The 16448-nt window shown below is 65.0% G+C and carries 19 protein-coding genes; 3 read left to right on the forward strand and 16 right to left on the reverse strand.

Annotation, left to right across the window (positions count from 1 at the left end; genetic code table 11):
* Positions 1 to 85: 85 nt before the first annotated feature.
* The 3 genes from SADO_RS05335 to flgB are packed head-to-tail and all read right to left on the reverse strand — an operon-like array spanning position 86 to position 1633.
* Positions 86 to 760 carry a flagellar hook assembly protein FlgD gene (locus SADO_RS05335; protein ID WP_353109827.1) on the reverse strand — a complete coding sequence of 225 codons (675 nt, stop codon included), beginning with the start codon at positions 758 to 760 and terminating at the stop codon, positions 86 to 88.
* Between the two features lie 17 nt (positions 761 to 777).
* Positions 778 to 1182 carry a flagellar basal body rod protein FlgC gene (flgC, locus tag SADO_RS05340; protein ID WP_353109828.1) on the reverse strand — a complete coding sequence of 135 codons (405 nt, stop codon included), beginning with the start codon at positions 1180 to 1182 and terminating at the stop codon, positions 778 to 780.
* A 25-nt stretch (positions 1183 to 1207) separates the two neighbouring features.
* On the reverse strand, positions 1208 to 1633 hold the full coding sequence (flgB, locus tag SADO_RS05345; RefSeq protein ID WP_353109829.1) for a flagellar basal body rod protein FlgB: 426 nt from the start codon (positions 1631 to 1633) through the stop codon (positions 1208 to 1210).
* 237 nt (positions 1634 to 1870) lie between these two features.
* On the opposite strand from flgB, the gene flgA reads away from it, so the two are divergent.
* The 3 genes from flgA to SADO_RS05360 all read left to right on the forward strand — a co-directional run bounded on the left by flgA (position 1871) and on the right by SADO_RS05360 (position 3425).
* Positions 1871 to 2533, forward strand: a complete 663-nt coding sequence (flgA, locus tag SADO_RS05350; RefSeq protein WP_353109830.1) for a flagellar basal body P-ring formation chaperone FlgA — start codon at positions 1871 to 1873, stop codon at positions 2531 to 2533.
* Between the two features lie 140 nt (positions 2534 to 2673).
* Positions 2674 to 2949 (forward strand): flagellar biosynthesis anti-sigma factor FlgM, encoded by a 276-nt coding sequence (gene flgM, locus SADO_RS05355; RefSeq protein WP_353109831.1) that lies wholly within the window; start codon positions 2674 to 2676, stop codon positions 2947 to 2949.
* 14 nt (positions 2950 to 2963) lie between these two features.
* Positions 2964 to 3425, forward strand: a complete 462-nt coding sequence (locus SADO_RS05360; protein WP_353109833.1) for a flagella synthesis protein FlgN — start codon at positions 2964 to 2966, stop codon at positions 3423 to 3425.
* A gap of 61 nt (positions 3426 to 3486) precedes the next feature.
* On the opposite strand, the gene SADO_RS05365 is transcribed toward SADO_RS05360, so the two are convergent.
* The 13 genes from SADO_RS05365 to flhC all read right to left on the reverse strand — a co-directional run bounded on the left by SADO_RS05365 (position 3487) and on the right by flhC (position 16432).
* A complete protein-coding gene (locus SADO_RS05365; protein ID WP_353109834.1) occupies positions 3487 to 3909 on the reverse strand; it encodes a flagellar protein FlhE in 423 nt (140 codons plus the stop codon).
* A 13-nt stretch (positions 3910 to 3922) separates the two neighbouring features.
* Positions 3923 to 6007 carry a flagellar biosynthesis protein FlhA gene (gene flhA / locus SADO_RS05370; RefSeq protein WP_434547878.1) on the reverse strand — a complete coding sequence of 695 codons (2085 nt, stop codon included), beginning with the start codon at positions 6005 to 6007 and terminating at the stop codon, positions 3923 to 3925.
* Positions 6004 to 7152 (reverse strand): flagellar biosynthesis protein FlhB, encoded by a 1149-nt coding sequence (gene flhB / locus SADO_RS05375; RefSeq protein WP_353109837.1) that lies wholly within the window; start codon positions 7150 to 7152, stop codon positions 6004 to 6006. The genes flhA and flhB overlap by 4 nt, the downstream gene beginning before the upstream one ends.
* Positions 7153 to 7343: 191 nt before the next feature.
* The gene (gene cheZ, locus SADO_RS05380; RefSeq protein ID WP_353109838.1) at positions 7344 to 8018 is read right to left on the reverse strand and encodes a protein phosphatase CheZ; all 675 of its coding nucleotides are present in this window, start codon (positions 8016 to 8018) and stop codon (positions 7344 to 7346) included.
* 36 nt (positions 8019 to 8054) lie between these two features.
* Positions 8055 to 8444 carry a chemotaxis response regulator CheY gene (gene cheY, locus SADO_RS05385; RefSeq protein ID WP_353109839.1) on the reverse strand — a complete coding sequence of 130 codons (390 nt, stop codon included), beginning with the start codon at positions 8442 to 8444 and terminating at the stop codon, positions 8055 to 8057.
* Between the two features lie 40 nt (positions 8445 to 8484).
* Positions 8485 to 9558, reverse strand: a complete 1074-nt coding sequence (locus SADO_RS05390) for a protein-glutamate methylesterase/protein-glutamine glutaminase (RefSeq protein WP_353109841.1) — start codon at positions 9556 to 9558, stop codon at positions 8485 to 8487.
* The gene (locus tag SADO_RS05395) at positions 9555 to 10214 is read right to left on the reverse strand and encodes a chemoreceptor glutamine deamidase CheD (protein WP_353109843.1); all 660 of its coding nucleotides are present in this window, start codon (positions 10212 to 10214) and stop codon (positions 9555 to 9557) included. The genes SADO_RS05390 and SADO_RS05395 overlap by 4 nt, the downstream gene beginning before the upstream one ends.
* A complete protein-coding gene (locus tag SADO_RS05400; RefSeq protein ID WP_353109844.1) occupies positions 10211 to 11068 on the reverse strand; it encodes a CheR family methyltransferase in 858 nt (285 codons plus the stop codon). The genes SADO_RS05395 and SADO_RS05400 overlap by 4 nt, the downstream gene beginning before the upstream one ends.
* A 166-nt stretch (positions 11069 to 11234) precedes the next feature.
* Entirely contained in the window at positions 11235 to 11735 is a 501-nt protein-coding gene (locus tag SADO_RS05405; protein WP_353109846.1) for a chemotaxis protein CheW, read from the reverse strand.
* 24 nt (positions 11736 to 11759) lie between these two features.
* Positions 11760 to 13730, reverse strand: coding sequence for a chemotaxis protein CheA (gene cheA, locus SADO_RS05410; RefSeq protein WP_353109848.1), 1971 nt, complete (start codon positions 13728 to 13730; stop codon positions 11760 to 11762).
* 150 nt (positions 13731 to 13880) lie between these two features.
* Positions 13881 to 14816: a flagellar motor protein MotB gene (gene motB, locus SADO_RS05415; RefSeq protein ID WP_353109850.1), complete on the reverse strand. Its 936-nt coding sequence runs from the start codon at positions 14814 to 14816 to the stop codon at positions 13881 to 13883.
* Complete coding sequence (motA, locus tag SADO_RS05420; RefSeq protein WP_353109852.1) at positions 14813 to 15703, reverse strand: flagellar motor stator protein MotA; 891 nt, start codon at positions 15701 to 15703, stop codon at positions 14813 to 14815. Before motA ends, motB begins: the two co-directional genes overlap by 4 nt.
* 189 nt (positions 15704 to 15892) lie before the next feature.
* Positions 15893 to 16432, reverse strand: coding sequence for a flagellar transcriptional regulator FlhC (gene flhC, locus SADO_RS05425; protein ID WP_353109854.1), 540 nt, complete (start codon positions 16430 to 16432; stop codon positions 15893 to 15895).
* Between the last annotated feature and the right edge of the window lie 16 nt (positions 16433 to 16448).

Consider the following 16448-nt stretch of genomic DNA (forward strand, 5'->3'; position numbering starts at 1 on the left):
TAAGTATTCACGAGGATCGCGAATACCGATTGATCAATAAGCGCGCGTTTGCGGCGCCAGTTCCGGTCGATGCTCAGACCGAAGCTCAGATGATCTGGCGTACCTCATCCAGCGACACCAGCCCGTTCGGCCCCAGATCCAGCTGCGGGCCGTCGCTACCCGACACCACGCCGCCGACATAGCCCATCGAAAGCGGCTTCACCGCGACGGGCTCGCCGTCGGGCCCGGTCGCGGCAACGGTCACCCGATAGCTGCCTGCGCCGACGATGGCGCCGGCCGCGTCCTGGCCGTCCCACGAAAAGGACTGCACGCCGGCCGGCTGGTCCGCGTAGCTGGACTCGTGCACGACGGTGCCGATGCTGTCGGTGATGGTGAGCTTGACGCTGCTCGCCGGGCCGTCCAGCTCCATGCCGAACGGCGTCGCCGCGCCCTCTTCGCCCACGCTGATGCCGTCGCCTGGCACCAGAACGCCACGACCGATCAGCGCGCTCGCCTGCAACTGCTGCGAGGTGTCGATCTGGCTATTGATGTTCGCCAGCGAATCGTTGAGATCGTTGATACCGCTCACGGTGTTGATCTGCGCGATCTGCGAGGTCACCTGCGAGTTGTCCATCGGATTGAGCGGGTCCTGATTCTGCATCTGCGCCACCAGAAGCGTCATGAACTGCTCGCTCATGTCGGTCGCGCGGCCGCGTGCGGGTGAAGCGGTCGCCGTACCGCTACTGGCGGCGCCGACGGAACCCAGAATGTCTGATGCCATGATCGTGAAACCTCGCGTTATTCGCCGAGCGTCAAGGTACGCAGCGCCAGCTCCTTGCCGGTATTGAGTACTTCGATATTGGCCTGGTAGGAACGCGACGAAGAGATCATGTTGATCATCTCGTCGGTGGGATTGACGTTGGGCATGCGCACATAGCCGCGGTCGTCGGCCATCGCATGGCCGGGGTTGTATTCCTCGCGAAACGGCGCGTCGCTCTCGACGACATCGCCCACCTTCACGCCGCCAACGTTCGCGCCCGGCGCGGCATCGACCTGGAACATGACCTGCTTGGCGCGATAGGGCTCGCCGTCGGGCCCGGCCACGCTGTCGGCGTTGGCAAGGTTGCTCGCGGCCACATTCATGCGCTGGGACTGGGCAGTCAGCGCCGAGCTCGCGGTGTTGAACAGGCTGGTAATCGACATTGGTTATCCCCCGTTGGACGAGCGGCTAGCGCTCGGGCTGCATGGCACTGCGCAGCGACTTGATCTGGTTGCCCAGAATCTGAAGATTGGCGCGGTAGTGCACCGCGTTGTCCATGAACTCGACGCGCTCCACGTCCATGTCGACGGTGTTGCCGTCGAGGCTCGGCTGCGAGGCGTTGCGATAGGCCAGCTCGGTCCCGGCGCCGACGCTGCCCGGCGCCTGCGGCCCCATATGGCCCGCGGCCGTGGTCGCAAGTGGCATGCCGCCGCCGGTCGCACTCGACGACGCGCCGATCGCGCGATCGAGCTCAGCCCGAAAATCGAAGTCGCGCGCCTTGTAATTGGGCGTGTCGGCGTTGGCAATGTTCGCGGCCAGCACGCCCTGGCGCTTGTCGCGAATATCGAGCGCGTTCTTGTAGAAACTCAGTGATGCTTCAAGTCGGTCGAGCATGCCGGCTGTCCTCTCGTGCCGCGGTCGGTTCCCTCAGTGGAAGGCCATACTAAGAGCGTGGCGACGTGCCTTATCGGAAGAACAAGACACGCTTTCTGGTCTATTTCCGCGTTTAGGCGTTCACGCTCGCCGCCTACAATTCGCCGGCAGACACCGCCGTCCCCAACGGCTCTCGTCCCCGCAGCACGCCGGTCTTTCGCCATGCGACGACTTATTCCAATATTCCGTAACGCCTTGATGCCCACCGCATTGCTATGCGTTCTGGCTGCGTCGTCTGCGCAGGCGGCCACGACGGATATGGAATCGCTGCTGGTCGAGTATCTGCGTTCGCAGACCGATGCCGCAGCTGCCGACGTGCGGGTGAGCGTGACGATGCCGCGCGTGGCGATGAGCGAATGCCGCCAGCCGGCCCCCTTCCTTCCCGGTCGCAACACGCGGGTCGCGGGCAATCTCACCGTCGGCGTTCAGTGCCCGGGCGATCGGCCGGGGACGCGCTACTACCAGGCGCGCGTCGATGTGGTTGCGGACTACTACGTCGCTGCACGCGCGCTGATGCCCGGCACCGTGCTCGGCATGGCCGATCTCAAACGCGAAAGCGGCGATCTGTCGCGCCTGCCGGCCGGCGTAGCCACGCGCCCGGACGCGCTGCTGGGCATGGCGGTCACGCGACGGGTCGCGGCCGGCCGGCCACTGGGCAGTTACATGGTCAAGCAGCCGGTGGCCATCGAGCGCGGCGCGCGGGTTCGTGTGATCGCCATGGGGCCTGGGTTTTCGATCGCCACCGAAGGCAAGGCGCTCAACGCGGCCCCACTCGGCGGCGAGGTGCGCGTAAGCACGAATGACGGCGCGATTGTTTCCGGCACCAGCACGGACCAGAATACGGTGACCCTGCGGCGTTGAATCGCCGCGCGGGTGTACAGGAACGGAATGTGATGCGACGCCGGCACCAGATATCTACGGAACGGATTAAAGAAAAAAACCGGATCGCCGATCTTCCCGCCATGGCACCCACAATCGTTCTATAACGAAGGATAACCGCCGTGCAGATCGACCCGACCCAGAACACACCCCGCGTCACCACCTCCGAGACCCGGGAAGTCAAGAAGACCAGCGAACCGAATGCGAGCGCGTCCACGCCCTCGGCATCCGCTCGCTTCGAGCCCTCCAATATCACCGACACGTCGCAGGACATCGACATGGCGCGTGTGAACGAGATCCGCCAGGCCATCAGCGAAGGCCGGCTGGAAATCCGTTCCGAGCGTATTGCCGATGGCTTGATCGCCAGTGCCCAGGCCCTGGTATCCGACAAGTCCTGACCCGGCCCTGATCCATGACCGATGCCTTCGTTGACAACCTGCAGCAGCACCACGACGCCGTAGCGCGCTTTCTCGAGCTGCTCGAGGCCGAGCAGGCGATGCTGACCGACGCGCCCGCGTCGATCGATGCGCTATCGCAGCTGACCGAGCGCAAGGTAGCGCAGGCCAACGAACTCGAGGCACTGGATCAGCGCCGCCGCACCCTGCTCGAAGCGCGCGGCTATACGACTGATCGCAGCGGCGCGGAACAGCTCGCCGCCGCGTGCGGCTGTGGCGATCTGTGGCAGGCACTCGTCGAGCGTATCGAGGCAACCCGCAACCAGAACCGTATCAACGGCCTGGTGATTGGCAACCGGCTCGACCATACCCACCGCACGCTCGGCTTCCTGCAACGCGCCACCGGCCAGACACTCTACGGCCGAAACGGCCGTGCCCGCTCACTGGGCGGCAAGCACAGCCTTAGCAGCGGCGTCTGAGCCGCGCCGCCAGGCGCAGCCCGCGCAGGATCTCCGATCTTGCGCCGACACGCGGCACGCTCTATTCGAAGTTGACCACCAGCTTTAACGGCGCACCGTGAAGCACGGGCGCCAGCACGCCGCGGCCTTCGACCCGAAACCGGAAACGAAACGCCGTGCGCGGCGGCAACCCGGCAAAGGCATCGCTATGCCCGCGCGCGGCGCTGGCATCGACACAACGCCCGGCACCGCATAAACGCGCGACCAGTGGCGTAGCACCCACCGAATAGTCGTGGCGCCAGCGCACCTGGGTGATGGCATGCCCGGTCACCGGCGTGGTCGCCCGCGGCAATAGCGCCGGCGTTTCATAGACTCGATCGCGTTGGCGCAGCGTCGGCGCGATACGCTCGGCGACCCACGCCCCGGGCGCTGCATGCGCCGTATTCATTGCGCCGGCCGACGCGCTCAACAGGATCGCGCCAAGCACGGCCAGCGAGCGTCCCACGGCCCAGACGGCTCTAGCGACCACCGATGAGCATGTTCACCCGCACATTGCGGTCGTCCGGAATTTCATTCTGGGACAACACCACGAGCTGACGCATGCGCCGGCGCAGGAAGCGGGTCAGCAGCGGCCGCAACTCATGCTGAACCACCAGCACCGGGGCGAGGCCGCGCTCTTCCTGACGCGCGGCCGAGGTCTCGACCTGCTGCACGAGCGTGTCCGCCAGGCCGGGTTCCATGCCGCCGCCATTGGTCAGCGCCTGCATGAGCATCTGTTCGAGCTGGCCGTCCAGGGTCATCACTTCCAGCTGGGGCGCGGCGCCATACCACTGCTGCACGATGGCGCGGCCCAGCGCCATACGCACGAGCGCGGTGAGCTCGTTCACATCCTGCGTCTGGCCACCATTCGCGGCCAGCACATCGAGGATGCGCCGCATGTCGCGGATCGAGACCTCCTCGTCGAGCAGGTTCTGCAGCACGCTGGTCAATGTGCTCAGCGGCACGAGCTTGGGCACCACGTCCTCGACCAGCGCGGGGTTGTCGTCCTTGACCCGGTCGAGCAGCGCCTGGGTCTCGGTGCGCCCGAGCATGTCGCTGGCGTGTTGGGCGAGCAGGTGGTTGATATGGGTAGCGATGACCGTGGACGCATCGACCACGGTATAACCCTGGGCCTCGGCCTGGTCACGATGGCTTTCGTCGATCCAGATCGCCGGCAGGCCAAAGGCCGGATCGGTGCCGGCACGGCCTTCGAGCGTGCCCTGGGCCTGGCCGGGGTTGATCGCCAGCCACTGGCCGGCAAACGCCTCGCCGCGGCCGACTTCGACGCCGTTGAGCGACAGGCAATAGACATGCGGCTGGAATTCGAGATTGTCGCGGATATGCACGACAGGCGGCAGGAAACCGACTTCCTGCGCGAACTTCTTGCGCACGCCCTTGATGCGCTTGAGCAGCTCGCCGTCCTGCTGGGCGTCGACAAGCGGAATCAGCCGATAGCCAACCTCCAGACCGAGCGGGTCAACCAGCTGGACATCGGCCCAGCTGGCCTCGCTGCTTTCCGGCGCCACCGGCGCGGGCGGCAGCTCGCGGACGGCCTGGGCGTCGCGCTCGCGCGCCTGGGTCTGCAGCCACCAGCCCAGCCCGCCGAGCAGCGCGGTAAAGAACAGGAAGACGAGGTTCGGCATGCCCGGCACCAGGCCCAGCATGCCGAGCACGCCCGCCGACAGGAACAGCACCTTCGGATTGGTGAACAGCTGCGCGAGCATCTGCTGGCCGACGTCCTGCTCGGTGCTCACCCGCGACACCGTCACGCCGGCCGCGGTCGAGATCACCAGCGCCGGCACCTGCGCGACCAGTCCGTCGCCGATGGTCAACAGCGTGTAGGTCCGCGCGGCTTCGCCGGCCGACAGGCCGTGCTCGCCCATGCCGATTATCAGGCCGCCGATGAGGTTGATCACCATGATCAGGATGCCGGCGATGGCGTCGCCGCGTACGAACTTGCTGGCGCCGTCCATGGATCCGAAGAAATCGGCTTCCTGGGAGATTTCCTGGCGTCGGGTCTTGGCCGTCTGCTCGTCGATCAGGCCGGCATTGAGATCGGCATCGATCGCCATCTGCTTGCCTGGCATGGCGTCGAGCGTAAAGCGCGCGCCGACCTCGGCGATACGCCCCGCGCCCTTGGTGATGACCATGAAATTGATCACGATAAGAATGCCGAACACGACCAGGCCAACGGCGAAATTGCCACCCACCAGGAACTGGCCGAACGCCTCGATCACTTCGCCCGCCGCGCCGGAACCGGAATGGCCGTTCATGAGCACGACACGGGTGGACGCCACATTCAGCGACAGCCGCAGCAGGGTCGCAAACAGCAGCACGGTCGGAAACGCCGCGAAATCGAGTGGCCGCTTGGTGAACATGCTCACCAGCAGCACCATGATCGACAGCGCGATATTGAAGGTGAAGAACAGATCCAGCGCGAACGGCGGCAGCGGCAGGATCATCATCGCCATGATCATGATGATCAATACCGGCCCGGCCAGCATCTTGAACTGGCCGGCATCGCCAAAGCCGATCCGATCTAACATGGAAGACATGCTGTTCATGAGGGCGTATTTCCTTCAGCCGGATCAAGCCCGGGCGGTACGGCAATATCGGTGGGTCTGATGGGCCGGTCGCCGCCGGCCTCGTGGTAGCGCTTGAGCTGGAACACCCAGGCAAGCACCTCAGCCACGGCGGTATACAGCGCAGCAGGAATCTCGCGCTCGAGCTCTCCGTGCTGGTACAGCGCGCGCGCCAGCGGCGGCGCCTCGAGCAGCGGCACGCCGGCTTCGGCGCCGAGTTCGCGGATCTTGGCCGCGATGTTGTCGGCGCCCATGGCGACCACGCGCGGGGCGCTCATCTCGCCGTCGCGATAGGACAGCGCCACCGCGTAGTGGGTCGGGTTGGTCACGATCACGTCGGCCTTGGGCACTTCGCTCATCATGCGGCCGCGCGCCATGGCCTGCTGTTGCTGGCGGATACGCGCCTTGAGCTGCGGATCGCCCTCGGACTCCTTGTGCTCGTCCTTGATCTCCTGGCGGCTCATGCGCAGCTTCTTGTGGTGGCTCCACAGCTGGTACGGCACATCGATGCCGACGACCACCACGAAGGCCAGCAGCATCAGCGCACAGCAGGTCACGATCAGGGTCAGCGCATGCACGAGCGCGCCGTGGCCCTGTTCGGCCGCGAGGCCGAGCAGATCATCGAGATGGGTATAGACGAACCAGGCCGCGACCGCGCCGATAAGCACCGACTTCGCGATCGCCTTGACCAGTTCGATGATCGCCTGCGATGAAAAGATACGCCCAAGCCCCTTGAACGGGTCGAGCTTCTTGGCATCGAACTTGATCGACTTGACCGAGAACAGCCACCCGCCGAGCAGCGTCGGTGCGAGCAGCGCCACCGCGACCAGCGGCAACGTGATCGGCGCCAGCGCGGAGAGCGTGACCAGGGCCATGGCCCACAGCCGATCCAGCATGCGCGAGCTGTCCATGGCGGATGCCGCATCGAAGCGCATGCTCGACTCCATCACCGTCATCAGGTTGCCGCCCATCCAGCCGGACAGCATCCACAGGCTCGCCAGCCCCACGCACAGCAACATGAAGGTCGCCAACTCGCGCGAACGCGGTACTTGGCCGTCCTCGCGCGCCTTTTCCAGGCGCCGCGGGGTTGCCGGTTCGGTTTTTTCGGCGTCGCTTTCGTTGGCCATGGGCTATCCGGGCAGCCGCCGGAACGCGGCCTGATTATCCGGACGCCATTATGCAAAGCACGCGCGCAGGTCGATTGCGCGAACAGCGCCACTATTGGGCGCTTATCACCGGATACGCGTGCTGACCGAACACGCCGCAAGCCTGCGACGCCACGGCGCCGCGGCTCGGCCTCGGGCAAACGTCGGCGGCGTCAGAACCCCAGACTGTCGAGCAGGTCGTCCACCTGGGCCTGGTTGGTCACGATCTCGGTCTCGTCACCGGTGCCGATCTGGGGGCCGTTGACCAGCGAATTGTCGTCAGCGGATTTCTTCTTGCGCTCACCTTCGGTGCCGCGCACGCGCTCTTCGGGCAGATATTCAAGCAACGCCTGGATAAGCTGCTGTTCCATCTGGCGGATCATCACCACCAGCTTCTTGATCACCTGCCCGGTAAGATCCTGGAAGTCCTGCGCCATCATGATGTCGTGCAGCTGGGCGCGGGTCGCCTGGGCCTGCGCCGGAACCCATTGCAGATAACTGCGCGTGTCGCGTACCAGTTCGCGTGCCTCGGCCAGTTCGACCGGCGCTTCGAACCAGTTCTGCCAGCGCTCGTCCAGCGCGCTCGCGCGGCGTTCGATATCGTCCTGCAGCGGCCGCGCGACCTCGATCGAGGACAGTGCCGTCTCGGCTGCCTGTTCGGTCATGTTGGCGATATAGTTCAGCCGGTCGCGGGCGTCGGGAATCGTTTCCGCAGCCTTCTCCACTTCGCGGTCCAAGCCCAGCTCGCGCATGCTTTCATGCAGCGCACGGGTCATCTGGCCGATGCGATCGATCAGATCATCCGCCTGCTCTGCGGTCGCTGCGACGTTTCGGTCGGGTTTGTTCATGACGTTCTCCACCGGATGGCCGGGGTCACAGGTCGCTTACAGGCCGACTTTCTCAAAGATGCGGTCGAGCTTCTCCTCGAGCGTAGCGGCCGAGAACGGCTTGACCACATAGCCATTGGCGCCGGCCTGGGCCGCGGCGATGATGTTTTCCTTCTTGGCTTCGGCCGTGACCATGAGCACCGGCAAATGCTTGAGCGACTCGCTCGCGCGAATACGCTTGAGCATTTCGAGGCCGTCGAGATTGGGCATGTTCCAGTCGGAAACCACGAACTGGAAGCGTCCGGTAGCGAGCATGTCCAGCGCCTGGGCGCCGTCCTCGGCCTCCTCAACGTTGTTGTAGCCCAGCTCCTTGAGCAGGTTGCGCACGATACGGCGCATGGTCGCGAAGTCGTCGACCACGAGAAAGTTGAGAGTCTTGTCAGCCATGGGTGAGTCTCGGTTCGTTGGCTATGAAACAGTCGCCGGCCTAGATGCGCAATGCGGGCTGGGCAGATTCATTGAGCAGGTTGAGTGCCTCGCGGCACATGGATTCGAGCGGCACGACCGCCTGGGCCGCACCGATAGCAATGGCTTCACGCGGCATGCCGAACACCACGCAGCTGGCCTCGTCCTGGGCGAGGGTGGCCGCACCGGCCTCTCGCATGTGCAGCAGCCCCAGGGCGCCGTCCTTGCCCATGCCGGTCAGCAGGATGCCGGTGGCATTACGCCCGGCATGGCGGGCGGCAGAGTCGAACAACACGTCCACGGACGGTCGATGCCGGTTGACCGGCGGCGCTGGATCGAGGGCGACCATATAGTTCGCACCGCTGCGCTCCAGGCGCAGATGGAAATCGCCGCCCGGGGCGATATAGGCATGCCCCGGCAGCACACGCTCGCCGTGTTCGGCTTCCTTGACGTGGATACGGCACAGCGAATCGAGCCGCCGCGCGAAGGACGCGGTGAATCCGGCCGGCATGTGCTGGGTGACGAGGATGGCGGGCGCGTTCGCAGGCATCGGTTCGAGCAGCGTTCGAATCGCCTCCGTACCGCCGGTCGACGCGCCGACAATGAACAGCTTCTCGCTGGACACCCGCGGCAGGCTTGGCGCGCTTTCGGGCGCGACACTCGTACTCGGGCCGCGCAGCCGCGCCTGCGCCGCGGCGCGTATCTTGTCGACGATCTCGCGGCTGCTTTCGACCAGGCCGTCGCGCAGGCCCAGCTGCGGCTTGGTGACAAAGTCCACCGCGCCCAGTTCCAGCGCCTGCAGCGTGACATCCGAACCGCGCGCGGTAAGCGATGAGAGCATGACCACCGGCATCGGCCGCAGGCGCATGAGCTTGCCGAGGAAATCCAACCCGTCCATGCGCGGCATCTCGACATCGAGCGTGAGCACATCCGGGTTATGCCGCTTGATGAGCTCGCGTGCGACCAGCGGATCCGGGGCCGTGGCCACCATCGTCATGTCGGGCTCGGCATCGACGATCTCGCTGACCAGCTTCCGGATCAATGCCGAATCGTCGACACAAAGCACCTTGATGCGCTTGTCTGCGAGCGCGCTCATGACGCCTGCTCCCGCCAGCGACGCGAAATATCCACCGCCACCGGCCCGGCGATATCGCCGACCGGCAGCAGCTCGACGAGGGTGTCGGCCAGAAGCCGGTCATGCTGTGCGAGCTTCGGATCAATGTCGCTCAATCGCTTGACTCGCGCCCGGCCCGTGGCCGGGAAATAATGCAGCTGGCGTGCGCAGTTTTCGCCGAGGTCCCGCGCGTGCACGACAATGCCTTCGCGCTGCAGGTAATCGACTACGAAACGGGCATTGGCTTCGCCGATACGCGCACCCGCCACTCCGGTCATGAGCTGGCCGCCGCCGAAGACTTTCGCCTCGAGCCGCGTCGGCCGTGCACCCTGGGCGACCAGCGCTTCAATCAGCCGATCCATGGCATTGATCCCGTAGCGCAGGGAACGCGACGCGAGCTCACCCACATCCGGACCGGCCACCGGCAGCATGAAATGGTTGATGCCGCCGACACCGGCGACCGGGTCACGCAGGCAGGCCGACACACAGGAGCCGAGCACCGTGGTGAGCACGACATCCTCCCCGGTGGCGACATACTCGTTCGGCAGCACGCGAATCGCATTCATGCCGTGACGCTGATCGAAATAGGTCTGCATCGGCCCGGCCTGCAACGGCGCATGTCCAAAGCCACGACTCACGCGGATGCCCTAGCCTGCGGCTCGACGACCGGCACCCGTTCGTACACGGTCTGGCTGCGCAGGCGAAACGCGCGCGTGACCCTGGAGAAGTTCTCGGAGTGGCCGGCAAACAGCAGACCATCCGGGCGCAGCAAGGTCGCGAATCGGGCAAGCAGCGCGCGCTGGGTGTCCTTGTCGAAATAGATCATCAGATTGCGGCAGAAGATCGCATCGAACGGCCCGCCGACGTCCCAGTCCCGGTCGAGCAGATTCAGAGCACGAAATTCCACCGCCTGGCGCAACTCCGGACGGACGCGCACCAGGCCAGTGCGCTCGCCGGTGCCCTTGAGAAAGAAGCGCTGCAGGCGTTCGGGATCGAGCTTGCGTACTGCGTCATGGGCATAGATGCCGGCCGCCGCCGTCGCAATCGCATGGGTATCGATATCGGTCGAGAGAACGCTCTCCGGCGCCAGATTGCCGCCCTGGGCTTCGGCCAGCGTGATGGCAATCGAATACGGCTCTTCCCCCGTGGAAGCCGCACAGCACCAGACCCGCAGGGGCGCGCGACGTGTTCTGGCATGCGCGGCCAGGATCGGGAAATGGTGATCTTCGCGAAAGAAGGCGGTGAGATTGGTCGTCAAGGCATTCGTGAAGTGTTCCCACTCCAAGTGCGCCGCGTCGGACTGCAACAGTGCCAGATAGTCGCAAAAGCGCGTCTGCCCCAGTTTGCGCAGCCGCTTGGACAGCCGGCTATAGACCATCTCGGTCTTGTGCGGCGCGAGCGAGATGCCGGCACGAGCATGGATGAGCCGTCGAACGCAGTCGAAGTCCTCAGCGGTGAGCAGCAGATCGCGTTCGTTGTTGGCAACCAGCACGGCTGTGCCTCCTGGAGACGGCGGTGCCGGATCGTCTGGGCCAGTGGCTCGGTTGGAGCTGCGGCCGCCGAAATGATCCGGGCCTGAAGCTACAATCGACCCAGCCGATTTTTTCTTTAATCGGCTTATTAATCAGCCGCTTGAAAGACCACCGGCACCCGCCTTATCAGCCTGTGGCATCCAACGGCTCGACCAGCGCCAACTCCTGGCTGCTCATCATGCGTTCGACATCGACGAGAATGAGCATGCGCTCGTCGACGCTGCCCAGACCCAGCACATGGTCGGTCGAGACCGCGACGCCGAAATCCGGCGCCGGCTTGATCTGCTCGGCCGACAGCGTCAGCACATCGGAAACGCTGTCGACGACCACGCCGACCACGCGGTGGCCGATATTGAGCACGATGACGACCGTCTTGCCGTCGTAGCGGGCTTCGTCGAGCCCGAACTTGATCCGCGCATCGATGATCGGAACGATGCTGCCGCGCAGATTGGTGACCCCTTTCACGAACGGCGGCACGTTGGCGATACGGGTGACGTTGCTGTAGCCGCGAATCTCCTGAACCTTGAGGATATCGACCGCGTACTCCTCGGCGCCCAGCGCGAAGACCAACACTTCCATCTCCGCGGCCGCATCACGCGCCTCGGTCCCTGCAACAGTTTCTGTCATGACACTCCCTCCGCGGGTGTTCTTCTAGGATGTGGCCGGGGCCGGCATCGCCGGTTGCGGCGCGACGCGGCCGGCGCGCGAAAGCGCCACCACGTCCAGGATCAGAGCGACGCTGCCATCGCCCAGAATGGTCGCCGCCGAAATGCCGACGACCTTGCGATAGTTGGTCTCCAGGTTCTTGACCACGACCTGGCGCTGCCCCAGCAGCTCGTCCACGAGCAATGCGAACTGGCGGCCTTCGCTCTGCAGGATCATGACGATGCCCTTGTGTACGTCGGCCTCGGCGCCGTCGACATCGAACACGCGGTGCATCTCGATCAGTGGCAGGTATTCGCCGCGCACGTGAACCAGACGCTGGCCGTCGGCGAGGCGCTTGATCTGCTCGGGCCGCGCCTGCATCGATTCCATGATCGCGCCCAGCGGCATGATGAAAACCTCGGCCCCCACGCGCAGCAGCATGCCGTCCATGATCGCCAGCGTGAGCGGCAGCACGATGCAGATCGTGGTGCCCTCGCCGGCTCGTGAGCGGATCTCCACATGCCCACCGAGCTGCTGAATATTGCGCTTGACCACGTCCATGCCCACGCCGCGCCCGGACACGTCGGTCACCGCCTCGGCCGTCGAGAAGCCCGGCGCGAAGATCAGCTGCCAGACGTCTTCATCGCTGATGTTGTCGGCCACGGCCAGGCCGTTGTCGCGCGCTTTCGCGAGAATGCGCTCGCGATCCAGGCCGGCGCCGTCGTCGCTGATCTCGATCAGGATGCTCCCGCCGTGATGCTGGGCGGCGAGCGTGAGCGTACCGGTCGGCGGTTTGCCGGCCGCCTGGCGTTGCGCGGGTGTCTCGATGCCGTGGTCGAGGCTGTTGCGCACCAGGTGCGTCAACGGGTCCATGATCCGTTCGATCAGCCCCTTGTCGAGTTCGGTGGACGCCCCACGCGTGACCAGCTCGACCTGCTTGCCGAGCTTGCTGCTCAGGTCACGCACCAGCCGCGGAAAACGATCGAACGCATAATCCATCGGCATCATGCGCACCGACATCACGGCGTCCTGCAGATCTCGCGCATTGCGCTGCAACTGTGTGAGACCTCCGAGCAGCGCACCGTAGACCGCCGGATCGAGCCCCGACATGCTCTGCTCGAGCATAGACTGGGTAATGACCAGTTCGCCGACCAGGTTGATGATCTCGTCGACTTTCTCCGTGGAGACGCGCAGCGAGCTGGCTTCGGCGCTGCCGCGACCGGCTGACGCTGCGGCCTCGGCCGGCGCTGCGACCTGCTTCGGCTGCGCGACCGAAGGCGTAACGGGCGCGACCGCGGTCGGGGGCGGCGCGGCATCGAAACGAATCTGGTCGGCATCGACCACGAAACACAGCACGGCCTCGATATCGTCAGTACCGACATCGCTGATCAGCACGACATGCAGGGTGTCGTTTTCGAATCGCTCGCTGTCGACCACGCCGAACAACGCCAACTCTTCGACGAGTGCCGGGCACTGGTCCTCGGACAGGCCGCTGATCGTGATCGCACGCTGGCCGGATGACGCCGCCGCGGGATCTTCGGCCACGGGCGTTGCCGCTCCGTCGGTCGGCGGCACGACATCAGTGCTGCCGGTTTCCGCCAGCGCGTCGAGCTGGGCGGCGATACGCTCGAACGCCTCGATATCGGGCTCGCGCTGACCACGGTAGGCGTCGATCTGGCCCTTGAGCACATCACGGCAGGCGAGGAACACGTCGACCGCCGATCGATCCAGCGCGAGTTCGCCGTGGCGGGCACGATCGAGCAGGTTCTCCAGCCGATGGGTGGTGTCCTGCAGACAGCTGAAGCCGAAGGTACCGGCCCCGCCCTTGATCGAATGCGCGGCCCGGAAGATGGCATTGAGCTGCTCGGCGTCCGGGGCGGCCAGGTCGAGCGCGATCAGCAGGCGCTCCATTTCGTCGAGCAGCTCGTCGGCTTCGTCGAAGAAGGTCTGGTAGAACTCGGCGATGTCGATGCTCATGTGCGATCCGGCTGGCGCAATCGGCGCGATGGCCGGTATGCGAACACGCCTCGAGGGCGCTGGCGCGGCGGCGTCAACCGCCGCCGTACTCCGCTGATATCGTCCGCGCGAACGCCAGCTTTAAGCGCGACCGCGCACCAACGTCCTGCCTTAGCCGGCGTTGGGCGCAGGATGCAGCTGCAGGGTGGTCGGGTGCGGCCCGGTGACCAGCTGCCGACCCACGCCCGGCAGGCTCACGCTGTTGCGATGCGATGGCATCGCGCCATTGTTCTCGATCCGCGCCTGGGCATCGGCGTTGAGCACAAGGATGCTGATACGACGATTGACCGGTGCGCCGGACAATGCCCCGGGCCGACTGGACGTCGCCGCCGCACCGATCACGCGCAGCAGCTTGCCGGGCTCCATGCCCCCTTCGATCAGCTCGCGGCGCGCCGCGTTCGCTCGATCGGTGGAAAGCTCCCAGTTGCTGTAACGGTCATCGCCCGCGGCGAAGCGCAGATCGTCGGTATGGCCGGTCAGCGTGATTCGATTGGGCAACTCGTTGATCTTGGGCCCGATCTTGCGCAGCACTTCGGCGATATAAGGCGCCAGGCGCGAACTGCCAAGCTGGAACATCGGTCGCTTGTCGCTATCGGAAATCTGAATCTGCAGGCCGTCCTCGACCACATTCAACGTCAACTGGGAGCTGATGTCCTCCAGCGCCGGGTCGGCGTGGATCATCGCTTCCAGGCTCTGCTTGAGATGACGCAGCGGCCGCTGACTGGGGCGGTAATTGGTCGCATTCGGACTGGTCAGCGAGACCTCGCCTTCGGAATGCATCGGATCGTCACCGCCGCCGGGAATGGCGCTGTTGCTCGCCGAGTTGCGATCGCCGCCCATGATCGCGACCTTGAGCGGGGTACGGAAATACTCGCTCATCTGGGCCATTTCAGCGGCGTTGAGCCCGGACAGCAGCCACATGACCAGAAAGAAGGCCATCATCGCCGTCATGAAATCGGCATAAGCGATCTTCCAGGCGCCATGGGTGACATGGGAGGCCGCCTTCTTGCGCCGGATTACGATAGGCCGGCGATCGGGATTGCTCATGTCGCGCTCGCCTGGGCGGCAGCGCTGCCACTGCTCTTCACCGCACGCACATGCTCCTCGAGCTCGACAAACGAGGGCCGCTCGGCGGAGAACAACGCCTTGCGCCCGAACTCGATCGCCAGCGGCGGCGCATAACCGTTGAGATTGGCCAGCAGCGTGACCTTAACGCTCTGCATGATCTTGACGACTTCCTCGACCTGCGAGCGCACGCGCGCGGCCAGCGGGCTGACGAAGCCGTAGGCCAGCAGAATCCCGAGGAAGGTGCCGACCATGGCGTGCGCGATCAGCGGCCCGATCTCGCTGGGATCGAGTGCCGCCGAGCCAAGGGCATGCACCACGCCCATCACGGCCGCGACAATGCCGAATGCCGGCAGCGAATCGCCCATTGCCGCCAGGCCGTGCGCCGGGATCTCCGCTTCGTGCTGGAACGTCTCGATCTCGTGATCCATCAGGGACTCGATCTCGAAGGCATCCATGTTGCCGCTGATCATCAACCGCAGATAATCGGTAAGAAACGGCATGATCAGCTCGTCTTCCAGCAGCCGCGGATAGGCCGAGAACAGCGTGCTCTCGGCCGGGTTCTCGATATCCTGTTCCAGCGACATCATTCCCGACTGGCGCGCCTTGGCGAGCAGCAGATAGAGCAGCGTCATCAGATCGACGCAGACTTCCTTGGAATACTGAGAGCCGCGCAACAGCGTGGGCAGCACCCGCAAGGTGGCGCCAATGCCCTTGCCGTTGTTCGCCGCGATAAAGGCACCGATACCGGCACCAAAGATGATCACCAGCTCGGCGGGCTGATACAGCGCGCCCATATGCCCGCCGACCATGGCGTAGCCGCCCAGCACGGAGCCGATGACGATGATGTAACCCAAGAATATAAGCACTGGTGCCTTCCCTGATGGACTCGCCCCGACGAGGGGGCGGGCAAGCTCTAGGGAACATAGCGGCCGCGATGGCTCAAGCTTGAGTACATCGACGGCGTCGCCTCGGGAGTGCGGGTCGGAGAAGGCGCGCTGGCGGGCGCTTATGAACGTGCGTCGGTCAGGGCCGCGGGCGGCTATGCCGGCCCGAGCCTACTTGCGGGCGCCGGCGGCCTTGAGCGTCTTGCCTGCACGCGAGGGCGGCTGGCAGATACCACAGACATAGTCCTGATCCAGGCTGTAGGCGCGATTGACGAACTTGCCATGACAGCGGGTACACGCCGACAGCTGCATCATGTCGCTTTCGAAAAAGCGCACCAGCATCCATGAACGCGTGAGGCTGAGCACCGGCTTGCCATCGTCCTGCAGCGGCGTCTGCTCCTGGTAAAGGCGATAGGCGTTGACCACCGCCTCCATGCGACTGCGCTCCTTGCGCCGGCGCAGATACACATAGGTGTTGTAGAACAGCGACGAATGAATATTCGGCAGCCAGGTCACATACCAGTCGACCGAGAACGGCAGCATGCCCTTGGGCGGCGACACGCCGTGTATCTCCTTGTAGAGATTGATCAACCGCCGCCGGCTGATATCGGTCTCGGTCTGCAGCACCTGCAGGCGGGCGCCCAGCTCGATGAGCTCGATCGCCAGGCCGATCTGTTTGGCCTCGTCTATGACGCTCTTCTGGGTCGTCATCGCGTTACATGGGTCA

The organism is Salinisphaera dokdonensis CL-ES53 (assembly GCF_040361215.1).
Taxonomy (GTDB): Bacteria; Pseudomonadota; Gammaproteobacteria; order Nevskiales; family Salinisphaeraceae; genus Salinisphaera; species Salinisphaera dokdonensis.

Bases quoted from the DNA above. Each gene is read 5' to 3' on its own strand.
- flgA (WP_353109830.1), top strand. From the start codon at position 1,871: ATGCCCACCGCATTGCTATGCGTTCTGGCTGCGTCGTCTGCGCAGGCG.
- cheZ (WP_353109838.1), bottom strand. From the start codon at position 8,018: ATGAACAAACCCGACCGAAACGTCGCAGCGACCGCAGAGCAGGCGGAT.
- flhA (WP_434547878.1), bottom strand. From the start codon at position 6,007: ATGAACAGCATGTCTTCCATGTTAGATCGGATCGGCTTTGGCGATGCC.
- motB (WP_353109850.1), bottom strand. From the start codon at position 14,816: ATGAGCAATCCCGATCGCCGGCCTATCGTAATCCGGCGCAAGAAGGCG.
- cheY (WP_353109839.1), bottom strand. From the start codon at position 8,444: ATGGCTGACAAGACTCTCAACTTTCTCGTGGTCGACGACTTCGCGACC.
- SADO_RS05405 (WP_353109846.1), bottom strand. From the start codon at position 11,735: ATGACAGAAACTGTTGCAGGGACCGAGGCGCGTGATGCGGCCGCGGAG.
- SADO_RS05360 (WP_353109833.1), top strand. From the start codon at position 2,964: ATGACCGATGCCTTCGTTGACAACCTGCAGCAGCACCACGACGCCGTA.
- flgB (WP_353109829.1), bottom strand. From the start codon at position 1,633: ATGCTCGACCGACTTGAAGCATCACTGAGTTTCTACAAGAACGCGCTC.
- SADO_RS05335 (WP_353109827.1), bottom strand. From the start codon at position 760: ATGGCATCAGACATTCTGGGTTCCGTCGGCGCCGCCAGTAGCGGTACG.
- flhC (WP_353109854.1), bottom strand. From the start codon at position 16,432: ATGACGACCCAGAAGAGCGTCATAGACGAGGCCAAACAGATCGGCCTG.
- cheA (WP_353109848.1), bottom strand. From the start codon at position 13,730: ATGAGCATCGACATCGCCGAGTTCTACCAGACCTTCTTCGACGAAGCC.
- flgC (WP_353109828.1), bottom strand. From the start codon at position 1,182: ATGTCGATTACCAGCCTGTTCAACACCGCGAGCTCGGCGCTGACTGCC.
- flhB (WP_353109837.1), bottom strand. From the start codon at position 7,152: ATGGCCAACGAAAGCGACGCCGAAAAAACCGAACCGGCAACCCCGCGG.
- SADO_RS05390 (WP_353109841.1), bottom strand. From the start codon at position 9,558: ATGAGCGCGCTCGCAGACAAGCGCATCAAGGTGCTTTGTGTCGACGAT.